Below are 17,362 nucleotides of genomic sequence, written 5' to 3'. Positions count from 1 at the left end.
CGGGAGGGGACGGGCCGGAGGGGCCGGTTGTGTGGACGTAAAGCGTCAGCAGTCCACACAACCGGCCCCGGAGGCCCGTCACCGCACCCGACACCCACCCAGCCCGCCGCAGGCGCAACGGCGAGAACAACCGCGGCGGGACAGCCAAGTACGTGGGAGGCGCCGCCAAGCGCGCAACGGCGAGCAAGCCCCGCGGCGGGAAAGACGGGTACGTGGGAAGCGACAATGACTCCGTGAATGACCTCGACACCTTCGTCGCCCTCCTAGGCCCGGAGGGCCAAGCGCTGCTTCAGGAGTTGCGGGACCACGACCCCGCCGACGAGCTGGCGGCAGCCACCCGGCTGCGGCGGGACCACGCCGCACCGCTCGTTTCCGCCGCGCTCACCCAGGCGCGGCTCCGGCAGCGGGCGGCCGCGAAGTTCGGGGCCGACGCGCAGCGGATGTACTTCACGCCGAACGGGGTCGAGCAGTCCACCCGCGCCTCGGTCGCCGCGCACCGCGCGGCACGGCTGGCCGGGCTCGGCGTGCGGACGCTGGCCGATCTGTGCTGCGGGATCGGCGGTGACGCGCTGGCCCTGGCGCGGGCCGGGATCCGGGTGCTGGCCGTCGACCGGGACCCGCTGGCCTGCGCGGCGGCGCGGGCGAACGCCGAGGCGCTGGGGCTCGCGGAGCTGATCGAGGTGCGCTGCGCGGACGTGACGGAGGTGGACACCGCCGGGTACGACGCGGTGTTCGTCGACCCGGCGCGCCGCACCAAGGCGCGCGGGGGCCGGATCTTCGATCCGGAGGCGTACTCACCGCCGTTGTCGTGGGCCGTCGAGGCGGCCCGTACCGCCCCGTTCGCGGCGCTGAAGATCGCGCCGGGGGTGCCGCACGAGGCGCTGCCCGAGGACGCCGAGACGGAGTGGATCTCCTACGGGGGCGAGGTGAAGGAGGCGGTGGTGTGGTTCGGCCGGCCCGGCGGGGGCGACGGGCCGGTGGCCGGCGGGCGCCGGGCCACGCTGCTGCCCGGTGGGGGCTCGCTGCTCGGCGCCGGTCTGCCGGACCCGGAGCCCGGTCCGGTGGGCCCCTACCTGTACGAGCCGGACGGCGCCGTCATCCGCGCCCACCTCGTCGCGGAGGTCGCCCAGCAGGTCGGCGGGCGGCTGATCGACCCGACGATCGCGTACGTCACCGCCGACGAACTGCGCCCGACCCCCTTCGCCACCGCCTACGCGATCACCGATGTGCTGCCGTTCAACGTCAAGCGGCTCAAGGCGCTGCTGCGGGAGCGCGGGGTCGGCGTCGCGGTGATCAAGAAGCGGGGGTCCGCGGTGGAGCCCGAGGAGCTGCGCAAGAAGCTGAAGCTGGCCGGCGGCGGCAATTCCTGCACGATCTTCCTCACCCGGGTCGCGGGGGCGCCGACGATGCTGCTGGGGCACCCGGCGGACGAGGTCTGACCGGCGGTCAGGCGAGGTCGGTGAGGTCCTCGGCGTAGATCTGGGAGAGCGGCTGCGGGCCGACGTACTGCTGGCAGGTGCACTGGCCGGCCTCGTACTGGACCGGCTTGTGGTCGGCGTCCCAGGCGACCGGAATCTCCACCCGCTCATGACACTTGCCCTTTTTGTCATGCTTGGCGAGGTGGTGGGTGCAGCCGCACACCGGCTCCGGCGGCTTCTGGGCGGCCTCCAGCGCCTGCCGTTCGTGACGGGCGGACTCCAGCCGCTCCATCTTGCGCTCGTGGCGGGTGCGCAGCGCCGTACGGGCGGTGTCCGCGACCTTCGCGAAGCCGCCCGCCATGAAGAAGATGAACACCCACCAGAACCAGTCCACAGCCTGCCGCCTCCCCACGCGCCCGGTGCTGCACCAGAGTAAGACCTCGCGGCAGCCGCGGAGTCCGGGGAGGCGGCGGTTGTCACCGATCCTCAGATGTCGCCGGTCCGGAGGCCGACATTCCGGACCGGCGCCCCTTACGGGAGGCCCTTACGGAAGGCCCCCTTACGAGGAGGGATGGCGAGCGGGGATCACTGGTAGAGGTTCTGCTTGCTCAGCTCGTGGACGTGGTCGTGGCTGTGGCTGTGACCGTGGTCGTGGTGGCCGTCGTCCTCGGCCGGTTCCGCCGGGACGTGCGGTTCGGTGACCGGGAGCGAGGAGTCCGCGGACAGGTCCCAGGCGGAGGCCGCGCGGCCGCGCGCCACCATCTCGGCGCCGAGCGCCGCGACCATCGCGCCGTTGTCGGTGCACAGCTTGGGCCGCGGCACCCGCAGCGTGATCCCGGCGTCCTCGCAGCGGCGCTGGGCCATCGCCCGCAGCCGGGAGTTGGCCGCGACGCCGCCGCCGATCATCAGGTGGTCGACGCCGTTGTCCTTGCAGGCGCGTACGGCCTTGCGGGTCAGCACGTCCACCACGGCCTCCTGGAAGGACGCCGAGACGTCCGCCACCGGCACCTCCTCGCCGGCCGCCCGCTTGGCCTCGATCCAGCGGGCCACGGCCGTCTTCAGACCGGAGAAGGAGAAGTCGTAGGCGGGGTCGCGGGGGCCGGTCAGGCCGCGCGGGAAGCGGATCGCGTCCGGGTCGCCCTCGCGGGCGTAGCGGTCGATGACCGGGCCGCCGGGGAAGCCGAGGTTCAGCACCCGGGCGATCTTGTCGAAGGCCTCGCCGGCCGCGTCGTCGATGGTCGAGCCCAGTGGGCGCACGTCGGAGGTGATGTCCGGGGCCAGCAGCAGCGAGGAGTGGCCGCCGGAGACCAGCAGGGCCATCGTCGGCTCCGGCAGCGGGCCGTGTTCGAGCTGGTCGACGCAGATGTGCGAGGCGAGGTGGTTGACGCCGTAGAGCGGCTTGCCGAGCGCGTAGGCGTACGCCTTGGCGGCCGAGACGCCGACCAGGAGGGCGCCGGCCAGGCCCGGGCCCGCGGTGACCGCGATGCCGTCCAGGTCGCTCGCCGCGACACCGGCGTCCTTCAGGGCGCGCTGGATGGTGGGGACCATCGCCTCCAGATGGGCGCGGGAGGCCACCTCCGGCACCACGCCGCCGAAACGGGCGTGTTCGTCGACGCTGGAGGCGACCGCGTCGGCGAGGAGGGTGTGGCCGCGGACGATGCCGACACCGGTCTCGTCGCAGGAGGTCTCGATACCGAGGACGAGCGGTCCGCCGCGTGAGTCAGCCATGGTTGTCAGGTTCCTTGTACGGAGGGTGCTTCGGAGGAGGTCTGGGTGGTGCGGCGCATCACCAGGGCGTCGATGTTGCCGGGCTGGTAGTAGCCGCGCCGGAAGCCGATCGGCTCGAAGCCGAAGCGTTCGTAGAGGCGCTGCGCGCGGAGGTTGTCGACCCGCACCTCCAGCAGCACCTCGTGGCATTCGAAGTCCGTTGCGGCGCCGAGGAGTTCGGTCAGCAGCCGGGCGCCCAGTCCGGTGCCCCACTGGTCGCGGGCGGCGGCGATGGTCTGGACGTCGCCGGTGCCGTCGACGGCGGCCAGTCCGGCGTAGCCGACCAGCCGGCCCGCGAGTTCGGCGACCAGGTAGCGGCGGGTGGCCCGCGGGCCGCGGGCGTGCGCCAGCTCGGACCAGAACATGCCGTGCGACCAGGCGTCCTCGGGGAACAGCCGGCGCTCCAGCTCCAGCACCGGGGCTATGTCCCACCAGCGCATCTCGCGCAGCTCGGCGGAATGGGGGGTGCCGCCGCGCAGCGGTGCCGTTGAGGGGCGGTGGTCGGGCGACGGGCGGGACGTCACTTGGGGGTGACCACCTTGTAGTTGGCGGGCACCTGGGCGTCCGGGCGGCGCAGGTACAGCGGCTGCGGCGGCAGCAGCTCCTCGCCCGCGGCCAGCTTGGCGGCGGCCAGTTCGGCGAGCGCGCCGGCGGACTGGTGCTCGGGGGCGTCCCGCCGTACGCCGGTGAAGACGGAGTCGTAGAGCAGCGCGCCCGCGCCCACGGCCGGGACGCCGGCCACCTGGTCGGCGATGTCGGCGGGCCGGTCCACGGCGGGCTCGGTGATCCGCGTACGGGCGTCCGCGTAGCGGGCCCAGTAGACCTCTTTGCGGCGGGCGTCGGTGGCGACCACGAACGGCTCGGTCAGGCCGGAGGCGTGGGCCAGGCCGTCGAGCGTGCACAGGCCGTGGACGGGGACGTCGAGCGCCGCGCCGAACGTGGCGGCGGTCACCAGACCGACCCGCAGTCCGGTGTACGGGCCCGGGCCCACGCCGGCCACGATGGCGCTGACCTCGTCGAGCTTGCGGCCGGCCTCGGCCAGCACCCGGTCGACGGCGGGCAGCAGCAGCTCGCCGTGCCGGCGCGCGTCCACCTGGCGGGACTCGGCGAGGACCCGCTCGCCGTCGTGGAGCGCGACGGTGACGGCGGGGGTGGCGGTGTCAAGAGCTAGCAGCAGCACGTCTCAAGACTACGGCGCGGCCGGTGGTGCCCGTCGCGGTGCTACCGTCGGCCCGTGGTCAAGGCCCGTACGGAAAGGTGGCACAGCGGTGCCCGCTAAGAGCAGCACGATCGTCACCGCGCTGACCACGGCCGCCGTGGTCGTGGTCGGGGTGCTCGGCTACCAGGCCGCGGCCTCGGCCCCGGACTCCCTCGCCCCGGCCCGCAAGGGTCACCACGGCACCGCCAAGGGCCACGAGGACGGCTCCGGCAAGAAGCGCCGCGCGCCCGCTCCGGCGCCGGTCCCGGCGGCGTCCGGCACCGGCAAGAGGGTGGTGTACTCGCTCGCCGCCAAGCGGGTCTGGCTGGTCGGGGCGAACGGCAAGGCGCTGCGGACGTACCAGGTCGCGCCCAGCACGGTCAGCCCGCCGGCCGGCGCGTACGCGGTGACCTCGCGGTCGGTGAGCATCACCGGCTCGGACGGGGTCGCGATCGAGCACGTGGTGCTGTTCGGCAGCGCCGGCGGCGTCCCGGTCGGCTTCAGCGCGGCCGTCGACGGCTCGCGGCCCGACCCCGCCGCCAAGAAGAAGACCGGCGGCATCCGGGAGTCCCGGGCCGACGGCAAGGCGATGTGGGATTTCGCACTCCAGGGCACCAAGGTCGTGGTGGTGTCCTAGGGCCGCGCCCCGGCTGGGCAAGGAGAGTTTCTTAGCCCGTACGGACTACGCCGCGGTGCGGCCCGGAGTGGACGCCGGTGTGTCCCCGCCGTCCGCCGGCGGCTCCTCCGCGGCGGCCGCGGGCCGTTCCGCCTGCCGGTCCTTACGGGGTTCCGGGCGTTCCTTGCGGGATTCCTCGGCGGCGTCGGGGGGCGTGGAAACGGCGCTGGCCGCGGCGCACGCCGCCAGCAGTTCGTTCATCGTCGGCGTCTCGCGCGCGTCGTGCTGGTGGGCCGGCATGGACGCCTCCCGGGGCTCCTGGGGCAAGCGACAGAAGCTAGGCCGCCTCCGAGCTCGGCGAGCTCGTTACTTAGGCTGACCTAACTGGGGTCACATCCCATGTGACCACGCCCGGCACCGGCTACGCAACATCTTGCCGACGGCTTGTCGGAAACTACGGGACCCGCGGCCGGATATCCGCCCGCCTACGGGACACCCCGGCCCGGTCGGGTCGGCGGGTTCGTCGGCCGAGTCGTGAGCCGGGTCAGATCCCCAGGTCGGCCAGGCCTGCGTCCGCCCAGCGCGCACCGAACCCGCTGACCGTCACCTCACGGACGTCGTCCACGTCGTCCTCCGGGTGCCCGTCCAGCCCCCCGGGAGCATCGGCACCCACGGCCCGCCCGATGACGACGTGCAGCCGGTCCTCGGAGAGCTCCTCGACCTTGCCCTCGCCCCACTCGACGACCACCACCGACTCGGGCAGCGAGACGTCGAGGTCGAGGTCCTCCATCTCGTCCAGCCCGCCGCCGAGCCGGTAGGCGTCGACGTGCACCAGCGCGGGGCCGCCGGTCAGGGACGGGTGCACCCGGGCGATGACGAACGTGGGCGAGGTCACGGCGCCGCGCACGCCCAGGCCCTCGCCCAGCCCGCGGGTCAGCGTGGTCTTGCCGGCGCCCAGCTCACCGGTGAGCAGCACCAGGTCGCCGGGGCGCAGCAGCGGAGCCAGTCTGCGGCCCAACTCCTGCATCTGGTCGGGGGACTTGACAGTGACATGCGCAACGGGGGCGGTGGTGCTCATGCCGCAAATGGTACGGCCTGCCCCTCATCCGACCACCACCCCCGAGCGACGCCCTCACGCCCGTGCGTGCCCCGAGCTGCGGGCCGCGGCGGCCGCGCGTTCCACCAGGGCCACCAGATGGTCGTTGACCAGCTCGGGCCGCTCCAGCATCACCAGATGGCCGGCGCCGGGCACGCACACCAGCTCCGCGTCCGGCAGCACCTCCGCGATCGTCCGGCTGTGGTCGGCGGGGGTGATCAGATCGCTCTCACCGGCGAGCACCAGCGCGGGCACCGCGTCGTACGCCACCAGTGCCTCGGTCTTGTCGTGCACCGCGAACGCCGGGAAGAACTCGGCGACCACATCGATCGGGGTGCCCTCGATCAGCCGCTCGCCGAACCGCGCGATGCCCGGATCCACGTCCTCCGGCGTGCCGAACGAATACCGCTTGACCAGCCCGGCGAACAGATCCGCGGTCGCCCGCCGGCCGCGTTCGACCAGATCGGGCTGCCAGCCCAGCGCCTTGAGCACGTTCGGCGCGAGCCAGTGGAACGCCTTCATGCCCATCGAGGGCAGCCCGTAGGTGACCTCGCTGAGCCGGCCCGCTGACGTGCCGATCAGGGCCACGCCGATCACCCGCTCCGCGACGTACTCGGGGAACTGGTCGGCCAGCGCCATCACCGTCATCCCGCCCATGGAGTGCCCGACCAGGACGATCGGCCCCTCGGGCACCGCCGCGTCCAGCACCGCCTTCAGGTCCCGGCCGAGCAGGTCGATGGTGACGTTCTCGGTGCCCTCGATCTGGCTGTGGCCGCGGGCCGAGCGGCCGTGGCTGCGCTGGTCCCAGTGGACGGTGCGCACGGTGCCGCGCAGCGCGGCCCGCTGGAAGTGCCAGGAGTCCTGGTTGAGGCAGTAGCCGTGGCTGAAGACGACCGTCGGGGCGGCCGCCGGGCGGCGGCCCAGCGCCGCCGTCAGCCGCTTGCGCAGCCCGCCGTGCGCCTCCTGGGCGGCACGGGCCTGCTTGCCGCGGACCGGCCTCGCCGACGGGTCGTTGCGGCCGTGTTTGCCGCCGCGGCGGTCGCCCTTCTCCAGGCGGGCGGGCTCCGCGCCCACCTCGTCGATCTCGAAGTACAGCTCCGTGCCGTCCTCGGAGATCGCCGCGCCGGGCGTGCCGCGCAGCGTGCCGTACGGGCCGGCCGCGTCCAGGGCGAGCCGGGCCCGGCGGCGCATCCCGCGGCCGACCGTCAGCCGCTCTATGGCCACGCCGGCCGCCGCCCCGGCCGCGACCACGCCGATCGCGGCACCGGCGATGCCGGCGTGGCGGCCCGCCTTGGCCCAGTTGTTCGCGGCCTCGGCCGCCACCTCGGCGGCCGTCTCGACCGCCTGCGCGGCGGCTTCGGTGCCGTCGGTCATGCCGTACCCCCCGTGAGCGCGGTGTCTCCCTCGGCCGTTCCGGCTGTCGCGGTGTCGGTCGCGTGGGTGGTCGCGCTGGTCGTTGCGGTGGTCGTTGCGTCGATCGTGGCGGTGCTGGTTGCGGTGTCGGTCGGGTTGTTCGCCGCGGTGTCCGGTGCGCTGTTCGCTGCGATTTCTCTTCCGGCTTCCGTTCCGGTCGCTTCGTGTGCCTCGTGTTCCTCTTCTGTCCCGTCTGCCCCGGCTACCCCGCCGTCCATGCCACTGTCCACATAGACGCGCGGAACACGGGTTCCGATCCGGGTGACGATTTCGTACCCGATGGTTCCGGCCGCCCGGCCCCAGTCCTCCGCGATCGGCTCGCCGCGGTCGCCGGGGCCGAAGAGCACCGCGAGATCGCCCTCCTCGGCGCTGTCGCCGCCCAGGTCGACGACGAACTGGTCCATCGCGATCCGCCCGGCGACCGTCCGCCACTTCCCGGCGATCAGCACCGGGCCGGTGCCGGAGGCGTGCCGCGGGATGCCGTCGGCGTAACCGAGCGGGACCAGCGCGAGCGTCGTCTCACCGGGGGTGGTGTACCGGTGCCCGTACGACACGCCGTGGCCGCCCGGCACCCGCTTCACCGAGGCGAGCGAGGCCTCCAGGGTCATCGCGGCCCGCAGCCCGAAGTCCTGGGGAGTGCCGAGTTCGGCGCTGGGCGAGACGCCGTAGATGCCGATACCCGCACGGACCAGGTCGAAATGGGCTTCGGGGAGGGTGAGCGCCGCCGCGGTGTTGGCGATGTGCCGCACCTCGGGGCGCAGCCCGGCCGACTCCGCCGTCCGCAGCGCCTGATGGAAGACGTCGAGCTGGGCGGCGATCGAGGGGTGGCCGGGCTCGTCGGCGCAGGCGAAGTGCGACCAGACGCCGGTGACCCGCAGCGCGCCCGCGGCCTCGGCGGCGCGCGCCGCGGCGGTCAGCTCCGGCCAGTCGGCGGGCTGGCAGCCGTTGCGGCCGAGCCCGGTGTCGACCTTGAGCTGGACGCGGGCGGTACGGCCGGCCGCCTGCGCCGCCGCCGTCACCTCGCGCAGCGCCCACAGGCCGCTCACCGAGACATCGATGTCCTGCTCCACCGCTCGCCGCCAGGGCCCGCCCGGCGTCCACAGCCAGCACATCAGCCGCCCGGTGTCGCCGGCCGCGCGCAGGGCCAACGCCTCCTCGGGGAGCGCGGTGCCCAGCCAGCTCGCACCGGCCGCCCGGGCGGCCCGGGCACACGGCACCGCGCCGTGCCCGTAGCCGTCGGACTTGACCACGGCCATCAGCTCTGCCCCGGGGGCGCGGTCCCGCAGGACACGGACGTTCGCCCGCACGGCGGCGAGGTCGACGACGGCACGGGCGCGCTTCGCTGTCTCGTTCATCCCCCTCAGTGTCGCAGGCGATCGCGCGGCGCCCCGGGGGACCGGCACGGAAACCGTGCTCACCCGCTGGGTTTCCGCCCCCAGACGTACACGAGGTCGTGCTTCTTGAGCAGGTACCAGAGGTTGCGCGCGTCCGACCAGGTCAGATTGACGCACCCGTGCGAGCCGAGGCCCTCGTAGATGTCGTCCTCGACGCCGTGGAACGCCTCCCCGCGGTCGAAGAACTGCGCGAACGGCATCGGCGTGTGGTACAGGTTCGAAATGTGGTACCTGCGCCGCAGATAGATCCGGTACGTCCCGGTTCGGGTCTCCATCGTCGGCTGGCCGGAACGGATCGGCACCGGATCGAAGATCACCCGTCCGGCCTGCTGCACCCACATCACCTGCCGGTCCAGGTCGACGCACGCGGTCCGCTCCTGGCGGACCGGGCAGTGACCGGCCCGGTTGGGGTCCTTCCTGGCCCGCAGCAGCCGCACCACGGCGCCGGTGACCGGCCCCGCGTAACCGGTCGCCGGGGCGATCCGGTGCGTCTGCTGGAACCGCCGGATCGCCCGGCAGTCCCCCGCGCTCTGCCGCCCGTCCGCTCTCCGCCGCAGATAGCGCTCGGCCTGCCGCTGGAACGGCCCGGCGGAGCGGGTGCAGCGCCCGGCCCGGGCGCCGCGGCCCGCCTCGGACCGGGGGACGTACTCGATGTGCACCTGCCGCCCACCGGGCGCCGGGCGCCGGGCGCTGCGCGGGATCCCGGGGACGAGGTCGAGGGCCGCGTGGCGGGCGGCCGCGTACCGGGTGGAGGCCGCGGGCCGGGCGGCTGACGGGGCGACGGCCACCGCGGGCGGTCCGGCGAGCGGGAACAGCGAGGCGCCGGCCAGCAGCGCCACAAGCGTGCGTTTCATGCCCTCACGCATGCCGTGACCGGACCGCCCTGCCGCCCGACCGGCCACGAGGTTCGCCCTGCTGCCCGCGGCATTCCCCCGCGGGGCGTAACCCCGGCCCCGCCAAGACCTGTCACCCCGTCACATCCCGCCAGGCCGCCCCCAGATGGTCCGCCACCTCCGTGGCGAGGATGGGGGCACCCTCGGGGCCGGCGGCCCGGCGGGCCGCCAGGCCGTGGAGGTACGCGCCGACGGATGCCGCGTCGCGGGCGGGCAGGCCGGCGGCGAGGAGCGAGCCGGTGACGCCCGACAGGACGTCACCGCTGCCGGCCGTGGCCAGCCAGCCGGTGCCCGTGGGGTTCACCCGCACCGGGCCGCTCTCCTGCGCGACCAGCGTCGTCGAGCCCTTCAGCAGCACCGTCGCGGCATAGCGCGCCGCCAGCTCCCGTACGGACGCGAGCCGTTCCGCCTCGACCTCGTCGCGGGCCCGTCCCAGCAGCGCCGCCGCCTCCCCGGCGTGCGGCGTCAGCAGGGTCTCGGCGGTGCGCGCCCGGACCCGTTCCGGCGTCAGGAAGCGCAGCCCGTCGGCGTCCACCAGGACCGGTACGTCGGAGGCCAGCACGTCCTGAAGGGCGTCCGATTCGTCGCCGAGGCCGGGGCCGATCACCCAGGACTGCACCCGGCCGGCCTTGTGCGGCGGCCCGGCGTGCACCAGCGTCTCGGGGAAACGGGCCAGCACCGCGTCCGCGGCCGGCCCGACGTACCGCACCGCCCCCGCGCCGCCGCGCAGCGCACCGGCCACCGCCAGCACCGCCGCCCCCGGATAGCGCGCCGACCCGGCGACCACGCCGACCACGCCCCGCCGGTACTTGTCGCTCTCCGCCGCCGGGCGCGGCAGCAGTTCCGCCACGTCCGCGTGCTGCAGCGCCTCGTACTCGGCCTCCCCGGGCAGCGTCAGGCCGATGTCCACCAGCCGCAGCGCGCCCGCCCGCTCCCGGGCCGGGTCGATCAGCAGGCCCGGCTTGTACGCCCCGAACGTCACCGTCGCATCGGCCCGGACCGCCTCGCCGCGCACCTCGCCGCTGTCCGCGTCCACCCCGCTGGGCAGGTCGACCGCGACGACGGGCGCCGACTCCCATGCCGCGCGGGCGAGTTCGGCGGCGTCCGGCCGCAGCCCGCCGCGGCCGCCGATGCCCACGATCCCGTCCACGACCAGATCGCACCGGGCGATGTCCCGCAGCGCGTCGTCCGACACCCGGCCGCCGGCCGCCCGCAGCGCGCCGAGGCCGCCCTGGTGGGCCCGCTCCGGCGAGAGCAGGACGGCCACCACGCCGGCCCCGCGCCGGGCCAGCCGGGCCCCGGCGTACAGCGCGTCCCCGCCGTTGTCGCCGCTGCCCACCAGCAGGACGACCCGGCTGCCGTAGACCCGGCCCAGCAACTCCCGGCAGGCGGCGGCCAGTCCGGCCGCCGCCCGCTGCATCAGGGCCCCTTCCGGCAGACGGGCCATCAGGTCCCGCTCGGCGGCCCGCACGGTCGATACGCTGTAGGCAGTCCTCATGGCCCCAGTGTCACCCCTCGGCGATCACCACGGCCGAAGCGACCCCCGCGTCATGGCTCAGCGAGAGGTGCCACGACCGCACGCCCAGCCGGGCCGCGCACGCCTCGACCGTGCCGCGCACCCGCAGCCGCGGCTGGCCGCTGTCCTCGACGTACACCTCCGCGTCCGTCCAGTGCAGCCCGCCCGGCGCGCCCAGTGCCTTGGCCACCGCCTCCTTGGCGGCGAACCGGGCCGCGAGCGACGCCGTGCCGCGCCGCTCCCCGCTCGGCAGCAGCAGTTCCGACGCGACGAACAGCCGGCCGGCCAGCTCGGGCGTGCGGTCCAGCGCCGCGGCGAACCGGTCGATCTCGGCGACGTCGATCCCCACCCCGATGATCACTCCACCGTCACCGACTTGGCGAGGTTGCGCGGCTGGTCGACCTCGTTGCCGCGGGCGGTGGCGAGCTCGCAGGCGAAGACCTGCAGCGGGACGGTGGACACCAGCGGCTGCAGCAGCACCGGGGTGTGCGGGATGCGCACGAGGTGGTCGGCGTACGGCACCACGGCCTCGTCGCCCTCCTCGGCGATCACGATCGTGCGGGCGCCGCGGGCCCGGATCTCCTGGATGTTGGAGACGATCTTGTCGTGCAGCACGGACCGGCCGCGCGGCGACGGGACCACGACGACGACCGGCAGATCGTCCTCGATCAGCGCGATCGGGCCGTGCTTGAGCTCACCGGCCGCGAACCCCTCGGCGTGCATGTACGCCAGCTCCTTGAGCTTCAGCGCGCCCTCCAGCGCCACCGGGTAGCCCACGTGCCGGCCGAGGAACAGCACGGTGTTCTTGTCGGCGAGGCTGCGGGCCAGCTCCCGCACCGGCTCCATCGTGCCGAGCACCTGCTCGACCTGGGTGCCGATGGCGGCCAGTTCGCGCACCACCGCCCGGATCTCGTCGCCCCACTTCGTGCCCCGTACCTGCGCGACGTACAGCGCGACCAGGTAGCAGGCGACCAGCTGGGTCAGGAACGCCTTCGTCGACGCCACCGCGACCTCGGGACCGGCGTGTGTGTACAGCACCGCGTCCGACTCGCGGGGGATCGTCGAGCCGTTGGTGTTGCAGATGGCCAGCACCTTCGCGCCCTGCTCACGGGCGTGCCGGAGCGCCATCAGGGTGTCCATGGTCTCGCCGGACTGACTGATCGCGATCACCAGCGTGCGCCGGTCCAGGATCGGGTCGCGGTAGCGGAACTCGCTGGCCAGCTCGGTCTCGCAGGGGATGCGGGTCCAGTGCTCGATCGCGTACTTGGCGATCATGCCGGCGTGGTACGCCGTCCCGCACGCGACGATGACGACCTTGTCGACCTCGCGCAGCACCTCCGGCGGGATCCGCACCTCGTCCAGGGACAGCACCCCCGAGGCGTCGATCCGGCCCAGCAGGGTGTCCGCGACGGCCTTGGGCTGCTCGGCGATCTCCTTGAGCATGAAGTAGTCGTAGCCGCCCTTCTCGGCGGCCGAGGCGTCCCAGTCGACGTGGTACTCGCGGACGTCCGCCGGCGCACCGTCGAAGTCGGTGACCGTCACCCCGTCCCGGCGGGCCTCGACGACCTGGTCCTGGCCCAGTTCGATCGCCTCGCGGGTGTGCGCGATGAACGCCGCGACGTCCGAGGCGAGGAAGGCCTCGCCGTCCCCGACGCCCACCACCAGCGGGGAGTTGCGGCGCGCCCCGACGACCACGTCGGGCTCGTCGGCGTGCACCGCGACCAGCGTGAACGCGCCCTCCAGCCGCCGGCACACCTGCCGCATCGCCTCGGCCAGCTCACCGCACGAGGAGTAGCACTCGGCGAGCAGATGCGCCACGACCTCGGTGTCCGTCTCGGACGCCAAGGTGTGGCCGCGCTCGGCGAGTTCGGTGCGCAGCGCGGCGAAGTTCTCGATGATGCCGTTGTGCACCACCGAGACCCGCCCGGCGTTGTCCAGGTGCGGGTGGGCGTTCTCGTCGGTGGGCCCGCCGTGGGTGGCCCACCGGGTGTGCCCGATGGCGGTGGAGCCGGCCGGCAGCGGACGGTCCGCCAGCTCCTTCTCCAGGTTGGCGAGTTTGCCGGCCTTCTTGGCCGCGGCCAGCCCGCCGTCGGCCAGCACGGCGACGCCCGCCGAGTCGTAGCCGCGGTACTCCAGCCGCTTCAGCCCGGCCAGGACGACGTCCAGGGCGCTCTGCCCGCCCACATAACCCACGATTCCGCACATGGAGGCAGCCTACGACGCGGCCCGCTCAATACCCGCGCGCTATCCGGTGGTGCGCCTCCCGCACCGTCTCCAGGAACTCCTCGTCGGCCTCCGCGTCGGCGCCGGGCCCGCCGGCCGGCTCGTACCGCTCCAGGAAGTCGGCGAGGTCCTCGCCCAGATCCTCGTCCGGCAGATCCTCGGCGAGTTCGGCGTGCACCCGGGCGACGAAGAGGTCCGTCGCCGTGCCGTCCGTTCCGGTCTTCCTGCGCCGGTACCGCAGTCCCGGCAGTGCTGGCTTGCGCGTGCGCACAGCCACCCCCCTGTGTCTTCTTCGCGGCCCGGATCGCGGGCCGCCCCCGCGCCGACCGTACCGGGCCGAATCCGTCCGGTACAGACCTGCAGGTGGTGAAGGCCACACCCCGGGCCGGGGTGGCGTATGACACCCCGGCATGAACGGCGTGTGACGGCTGCGCACAATGGGCGCGTGGCCCTGACGACCGATCCGCCCGCGCGCCGCCGCGCCGACAGCTCCCCCTACGTCGATCTGACGCGCGCCCAGTGGAGCGCCCTCAGGGAGAAGACCCCGCTGCCGCTGACCGCCGAAGAGGTGGAACGGCTGCGCGGCCTGGGCGACGTCATCGACCTGGACGAGGTCCGCGACGTCTACCTCCCGTTGTCCCGGCTGCTGAACCTCTACGTCGGCGCGACCAGCAACCTGCGCGGCGCGCTGAACACCTTCCTGGGCGACGCCGGCGACGGCCACGGCTCGCAGCCCGGCACCCCGTTCGTCATAGGCGTCGCCGGCAGCGTCGCGGTCGGCAAGTCGACCACCGCCCGGCTGCTGCAGGCGCTGCTCGCCCGCTGGCCGGAGCATCCGCGCGTCGAACTGGTCACCACCGACGGGTTCCTGTTCCCCAACGCCGAGCTGCACCGACGCGGCCTGATGTCCCGCAAGGGCTTCCCGGAGTCCTACGACCGCCGGGCGCTGACCCGATTCGTCGCGGACGTGAAGTCCGGCAAGGCGGAGGTCACCGCCCCGGTCTACTCGCACCTGATCTACGACATCGTGCCCGGCGAGCGGCTCACCGTGCACCGCCCGGACATCCTCATCGTCGAGGGCCTCAACGTCCTGCAGCCGGCGCTGCCCGGCAAGGACGGGCGCACCCGCCTCGGTCTGGCCGACTTCTTCGACTTCTCCGTGTACGTCGACGCCCGCACCGAGGACATCGAGCAGTGGTACCTCGGCCGGTTCCGCAAACTGCGCGAGACCGCCTTCCAGAACCCGTTCTCGTACTTCCGCAAGTACACCCAGGTCTCCGAGGCGGAGGCCCTCGACTACGCCCGCATGATGTGGCGCACCATCAACAAGCCCAACCTGCAGCAGAACGTGGCCCCCACCCGCGGCCGCGCCAGCCTGGTGCTGCGCAAGGGCCCGGACCACAAGGTGCAGCGGCTGTCGCTGCGCAAGCTGTAGGAAGGGTGCGCGGACCGTGCTGCATCTGCGAATGATCGTGCCGACGGACCGTACGGACGCGGCCCTGGAGCTGCTGGAGACGACGGTCGGTACGGCCCATGTGGCGGTGCTGGCCGGGGCCGCCCGGGACCCGCGGGGCGATGTGGTGCTGTGCGACGTAGCCCGGGAGGCCGCCGACGGACTGCTGGCCGAGCTGCGGGCGCTGGGCCTGCACAAGGACGGCTCGATCGCGATCGAGAACATCGACCTGTCGCTGTCGGTACGGGCCGAACGGGCCGAGGAGGAGGCGCCCGGCGAGGGGGCCGACGCGGTGCTGTGGGAGTCGCTGACCGACGCCACCCACGAGGAGTCCACGCTCTCCGCCACCTACCTGGCGTTCCTGACGGTCGCCACGATGATCGCGGCCTGCGGTGTGGTCCTCGACAACGCGATCCTGATTGTCGGCGCGATGGCGGTGGGCCCGGAGTTCGGCCCGCTGGCCGGTATCTGCACCGCGCTGGTGCAGCGGGCGCCGCGGCTGGCCTGGCGCTCGGTGACGGCGCTGGTCGTCGGCTTCGCCGCGGCCATGGTCCTGACGGTGGGCTTCAGCCTCTTCATGGACGCGATGGGCCTGTTCCACGCCGGGGCGCTGGCGGCGGAGCGGCCCAACACGAACTTCATCTACCGGCCGGACTGGTTCTCGTTCGTCGTCGCCGTGCTGGCCGGGACCGCCGGGGTGCTCTCCCTGACGTCCGCGAAATCGGGCGCCCTGGTAGGAGTGGCGATCTCCGTGACGACCGTCCCGGCCGCCGCCAACGCCGCGGTCGCGCTCGCCTACGGCGCGTACGGCCAGGCCTGGCACTCCATGGAGCAGCTGCTGCTGAACTTGGCGGGCATCATCGTGGCCGGCACCCTGACCCTGGTCGCCCAGAAACTGCTGTGGGCCCGGCACGACACGGGCCCCGCCCGCCGGCCGCGCCACTGACGGCGCGCCCGGCGGGCGGGGCCCACATCCCTTATCCCAGCGCGGACTTGACCGCGTCCGCGAGCCGGCCGGCCACCGCCCGCGCCTGCTCCTCGTCCGCGGCCTCCACCATCACCCGGACCAGCGGCTCGGTGCCGGACGGCCGCAGCAGCACCCGCCCGGTCGCTCCCAGCTCCCGCTCGGCCTCGGCGACCGCCTGGGTCAGCTCGGGCGAGGAGGCCACCCGCGACCTGTCGACGTCGGGGACGTTGACCAGGACCTGCGGCAGCCGCTCCATGACGCCCGCCAGCTCCCCGAGCGTACGGCCGGTCGCCGCGACCCGGGCCGCCAGCATCAGGCCGGTCAGCGTGCCGTCGCCGGTGGTCGCGTGGTCCAGCACGATGACGTGCCCGGACTGCTCACCGCCCAGCGCGAAACCGTGGGCCTTCATCTCCTCCAGGACGTACCGGTCGCCGACCGCGGTCTGCACGAGGTCGATGCCCTCGCGCTCCATGGCCAGCTTGAAGCCCAGGTTGGACATGACGGTGGCGACCACGGTGTTCTTCCGCAGCGCCCCGGCCTCCCGCATGCCGAGCGCCAGCACGGACAGGATCTGGTCCCCGTCGACCTCGTTGCCCTCGCGGTCCACGGCCAGGCAGCGGTCCGCGTCCCCGTCGTGGGCGACGCCGAGGTCGGCGCCGTGCTCGACGACGGCCGCGCGCAGCTGCGCGAGGTGGGTGGAGCCGCAGCCGTCGTTGATGTTCAGGCCGTCGGGGTCGGTGCCGAGGGTGACGACCTCGGCGCCGGCCCGGGCGAACGCCTCGGGCGAGACCCGCGCCGCCGCGCCGTGCGCACCGTCGATGACGACCTTCAGCCCGTCCAGGCGGTTCGGCAGGACGCCGACCAGGTGCGCGACGTAGTTGTCGAAGCCCTCGTCGTAGACGGTGACCCGGCCCACGCCGCCGCCGGTCGGCCGCTCCCACGGCTCACCGGAGCTGTGCGCGCGGTAGGTCTCCTCGATCCGGTCCTCCAGCTCGTCGGCGAGCTTGTGGCCGCCGCGGGCGAAGAACTTGATGCCGTTGTCGGGCATCGGGTTGTGGCTGGCGGAGAGCATCACGCCCAGGTCCGCGCCCAGCGAGCCGGTCAGGTACGCCACCGCCGGGGTCGGCAGCACGCCCACCCGCAGCACGTCCACCCCGGCGCTGGCCAGCCCGGCCACCACCGCCGCCTCCAGGAACTCCCCCGACGCCCGCGGATCCCGCCCGACCACGGCCACCGGCCGGTGACCCTCGAATGTGCCCGCTTCCGCAAGCACATGCGCCGCAGCGACCGACAGACCGAGCGCCAGCTCCGCCGTCAGGTCCGCATTGGCGACGCCGCGCACACCGTCCGTGCCGAAGAGTCGTCCCACTGGTGTCCTCCGAGTTTCTGAGCTTGGACCAGAGCGTCA

General features: G+C 73.8%; 18 protein-coding genes. 4 read left to right on the top strand and 14 right to left on the bottom strand.

Annotated features, from left to right (window positions below; translation table 11 throughout):
• Positions 1-233 precede the first annotated feature (233 nt).
• A complete protein-coding gene (locus tag V2J85_RS31880) occupies positions 234-1,439 on the top strand; it encodes a class I SAM-dependent methyltransferase (RefSeq protein WP_330823551.1) in 1,206 nt (401 codons plus the stop codon).
• A gap of 7 nt (positions 1,440-1,446) precedes the next feature.
• On the opposite strand, the gene V2J85_RS31875 is transcribed toward V2J85_RS31880, so the two are convergent.
• The 4 genes from V2J85_RS31875 to tsaB all read right to left on the bottom strand — a co-directional run bounded on the left by V2J85_RS31875 (position 1,447) and on the right by tsaB (position 4,365).
• Positions 1,447-1,812: a hypothetical protein gene (locus V2J85_RS31875; RefSeq protein ID WP_261957071.1), complete on the bottom strand. Its 366-nt coding sequence runs from the start codon at positions 1,810-1,812 to the stop codon at positions 1,447-1,449.
• A 191-nt stretch (positions 1,813-2,003) separates the two neighbouring features.
• Entirely contained in the window at positions 2,004-3,146 is a 1,143-nt protein-coding gene (gene tsaD / locus V2J85_RS31870) for a tRNA (adenosine(37)-N6)-threonylcarbamoyltransferase complex transferase subunit TsaD (protein ID WP_330823550.1), read from the bottom strand.
• 5 nt (positions 3,147-3,151) lie between these two features.
• Positions 3,152-3,625, bottom strand: coding sequence for a ribosomal protein S18-alanine N-acetyltransferase (gene rimI / locus V2J85_RS31865; protein WP_261957568.1), 474 nt, complete (start codon positions 3,623-3,625; stop codon positions 3,152-3,154).
• Positions 3,626-3,705: 80 nt separating this feature from the next.
• Positions 3,706-4,365 (bottom strand): tRNA (adenosine(37)-N6)-threonylcarbamoyltransferase complex dimerization subunit type 1 TsaB, encoded by a 660-nt coding sequence (tsaB, locus tag V2J85_RS31860; protein WP_261957069.1) that lies wholly within the window; start codon positions 4,363-4,365, stop codon positions 3,706-3,708.
• 88 nt (positions 4,366-4,453) lie between these two features.
• On the opposite strand from tsaB, the gene V2J85_RS31855 reads away from it, so the two are divergent.
• Positions 4,454-5,020, top strand: a complete 567-nt coding sequence (locus V2J85_RS31855; RefSeq protein ID WP_330823549.1) for a hypothetical protein — start codon at positions 4,454-4,456, stop codon at positions 5,018-5,020.
• A 45-nt stretch (positions 5,021-5,065) separates the two neighbouring features.
• Here V2J85_RS31855 and V2J85_RS31850 read toward each other — a convergent pair whose 3' ends face one another.
• The 9 genes from V2J85_RS31850 to V2J85_RS31810 all read right to left on the bottom strand — a co-directional run bounded on the left by V2J85_RS31850 (position 5,066) and on the right by V2J85_RS31810 (position 13,811).
• Positions 5,066-5,326: a hypothetical protein gene (locus V2J85_RS31850; RefSeq protein WP_330823548.1), complete on the bottom strand. Its 261-nt coding sequence runs from the start codon at positions 5,324-5,326 to the stop codon at positions 5,066-5,068.
• A 217-nt stretch (positions 5,327-5,543) separates the two neighbouring features.
• Positions 5,544-6,077 (bottom strand): tRNA (adenosine(37)-N6)-threonylcarbamoyltransferase complex ATPase subunit type 1 TsaE, encoded by a 534-nt coding sequence (gene tsaE, locus V2J85_RS31845; RefSeq protein WP_261957066.1) that lies wholly within the window; start codon positions 6,075-6,077, stop codon positions 5,544-5,546.
• Positions 6,078-6,131: 54 nt separating this feature from the next.
• Positions 6,132-7,469: an alpha/beta fold hydrolase gene (locus V2J85_RS31840; protein WP_261957065.1), complete on the bottom strand. Its 1,338-nt coding sequence runs from the start codon at positions 7,467-7,469 to the stop codon at positions 6,132-6,134.
• Entirely contained in the window at positions 7,466-8,863 is a 1,398-nt protein-coding gene (gene alr / locus V2J85_RS31835) for an alanine racemase (RefSeq protein ID WP_330823547.1), read from the bottom strand. Before alr ends, V2J85_RS31840 begins: the two co-directional genes overlap by 4 nt.
• A 59-nt stretch (positions 8,864-8,922) precedes the next feature.
• Positions 8,923-9,756, bottom strand: coding sequence for a L,D-transpeptidase (locus V2J85_RS31830; RefSeq protein ID WP_330823546.1), 834 nt, complete (start codon positions 9,754-9,756; stop codon positions 8,923-8,925).
• A gap of 112 nt (positions 9,757-9,868) precedes the next feature.
• Positions 9,869-11,293 (bottom strand): NAD(P)H-hydrate dehydratase, encoded by a 1,425-nt coding sequence (locus tag V2J85_RS31825; RefSeq protein ID WP_261957063.1) that lies wholly within the window; start codon positions 11,291-11,293, stop codon positions 9,869-9,871.
• A gap of 10 nt (positions 11,294-11,303) precedes the next feature.
• On the bottom strand, positions 11,304-11,672 hold the full coding sequence (locus V2J85_RS31820; protein WP_261957062.1) for a holo-ACP synthase: 369 nt from the start codon (positions 11,670-11,672) through the stop codon (positions 11,304-11,306).
• On the bottom strand, positions 11,669-13,516 hold the full coding sequence (gene glmS / locus V2J85_RS31815; RefSeq protein WP_261957061.1) for a glutamine--fructose-6-phosphate transaminase (isomerizing): 1,848 nt from the start codon (positions 13,514-13,516) through the stop codon (positions 11,669-11,671). The genes V2J85_RS31820 and glmS overlap by 4 nt, the downstream gene beginning before the upstream one ends.
• Positions 13,517-13,541: 25 nt before the next feature.
• On the bottom strand, positions 13,542-13,811 hold the full coding sequence (locus tag V2J85_RS31810) for a hypothetical protein (protein WP_330823545.1): 270 nt from the start codon (positions 13,809-13,811) through the stop codon (positions 13,542-13,544).
• 168 nt (positions 13,812-13,979) lie between these two features.
• Between V2J85_RS31810 and coaA the strand changes: the two genes are divergently transcribed.
• Both coaA and V2J85_RS31800 read left to right on the top strand, forming a co-directional pair.
• The gene (gene coaA / locus V2J85_RS31805) at positions 13,980-14,969 is read left to right on the top strand and encodes a type I pantothenate kinase (protein ID WP_261957059.1); all 990 of its coding nucleotides are present in this window, start codon (positions 13,980-13,982) and stop codon (positions 14,967-14,969) included.
• 16 nt (positions 14,970-14,985) lie between these two features.
• Positions 14,986-15,933, top strand: coding sequence for a DUF389 domain-containing protein (locus tag V2J85_RS31800; protein ID WP_261957058.1), 948 nt, complete (start codon positions 14,986-14,988; stop codon positions 15,931-15,933).
• A 31-nt stretch (positions 15,934-15,964) separates the two neighbouring features.
• Here V2J85_RS31800 and glmM read toward each other — a convergent pair whose 3' ends face one another.
• Positions 15,965-17,323 carry a phosphoglucosamine mutase gene (glmM, locus tag V2J85_RS31795; protein WP_261957057.1) on the bottom strand — a complete coding sequence of 453 codons (1,359 nt, stop codon included), beginning with the start codon at positions 17,321-17,323 and terminating at the stop codon, positions 15,965-15,967.
• Positions 17,324-17,362 lie beyond the last annotated feature (39 nt).

This window comes from Streptomyces bugieae (genome assembly GCF_036352915.1).
GTDB classification, from domain to species: Bacteria; Actinomycetota; Actinomycetes; order Streptomycetales; family Streptomycetaceae; genus Streptomyces; species Streptomyces endophytica.
This window is presented reverse-complemented; position numbering and strand designations above follow the sequence as displayed.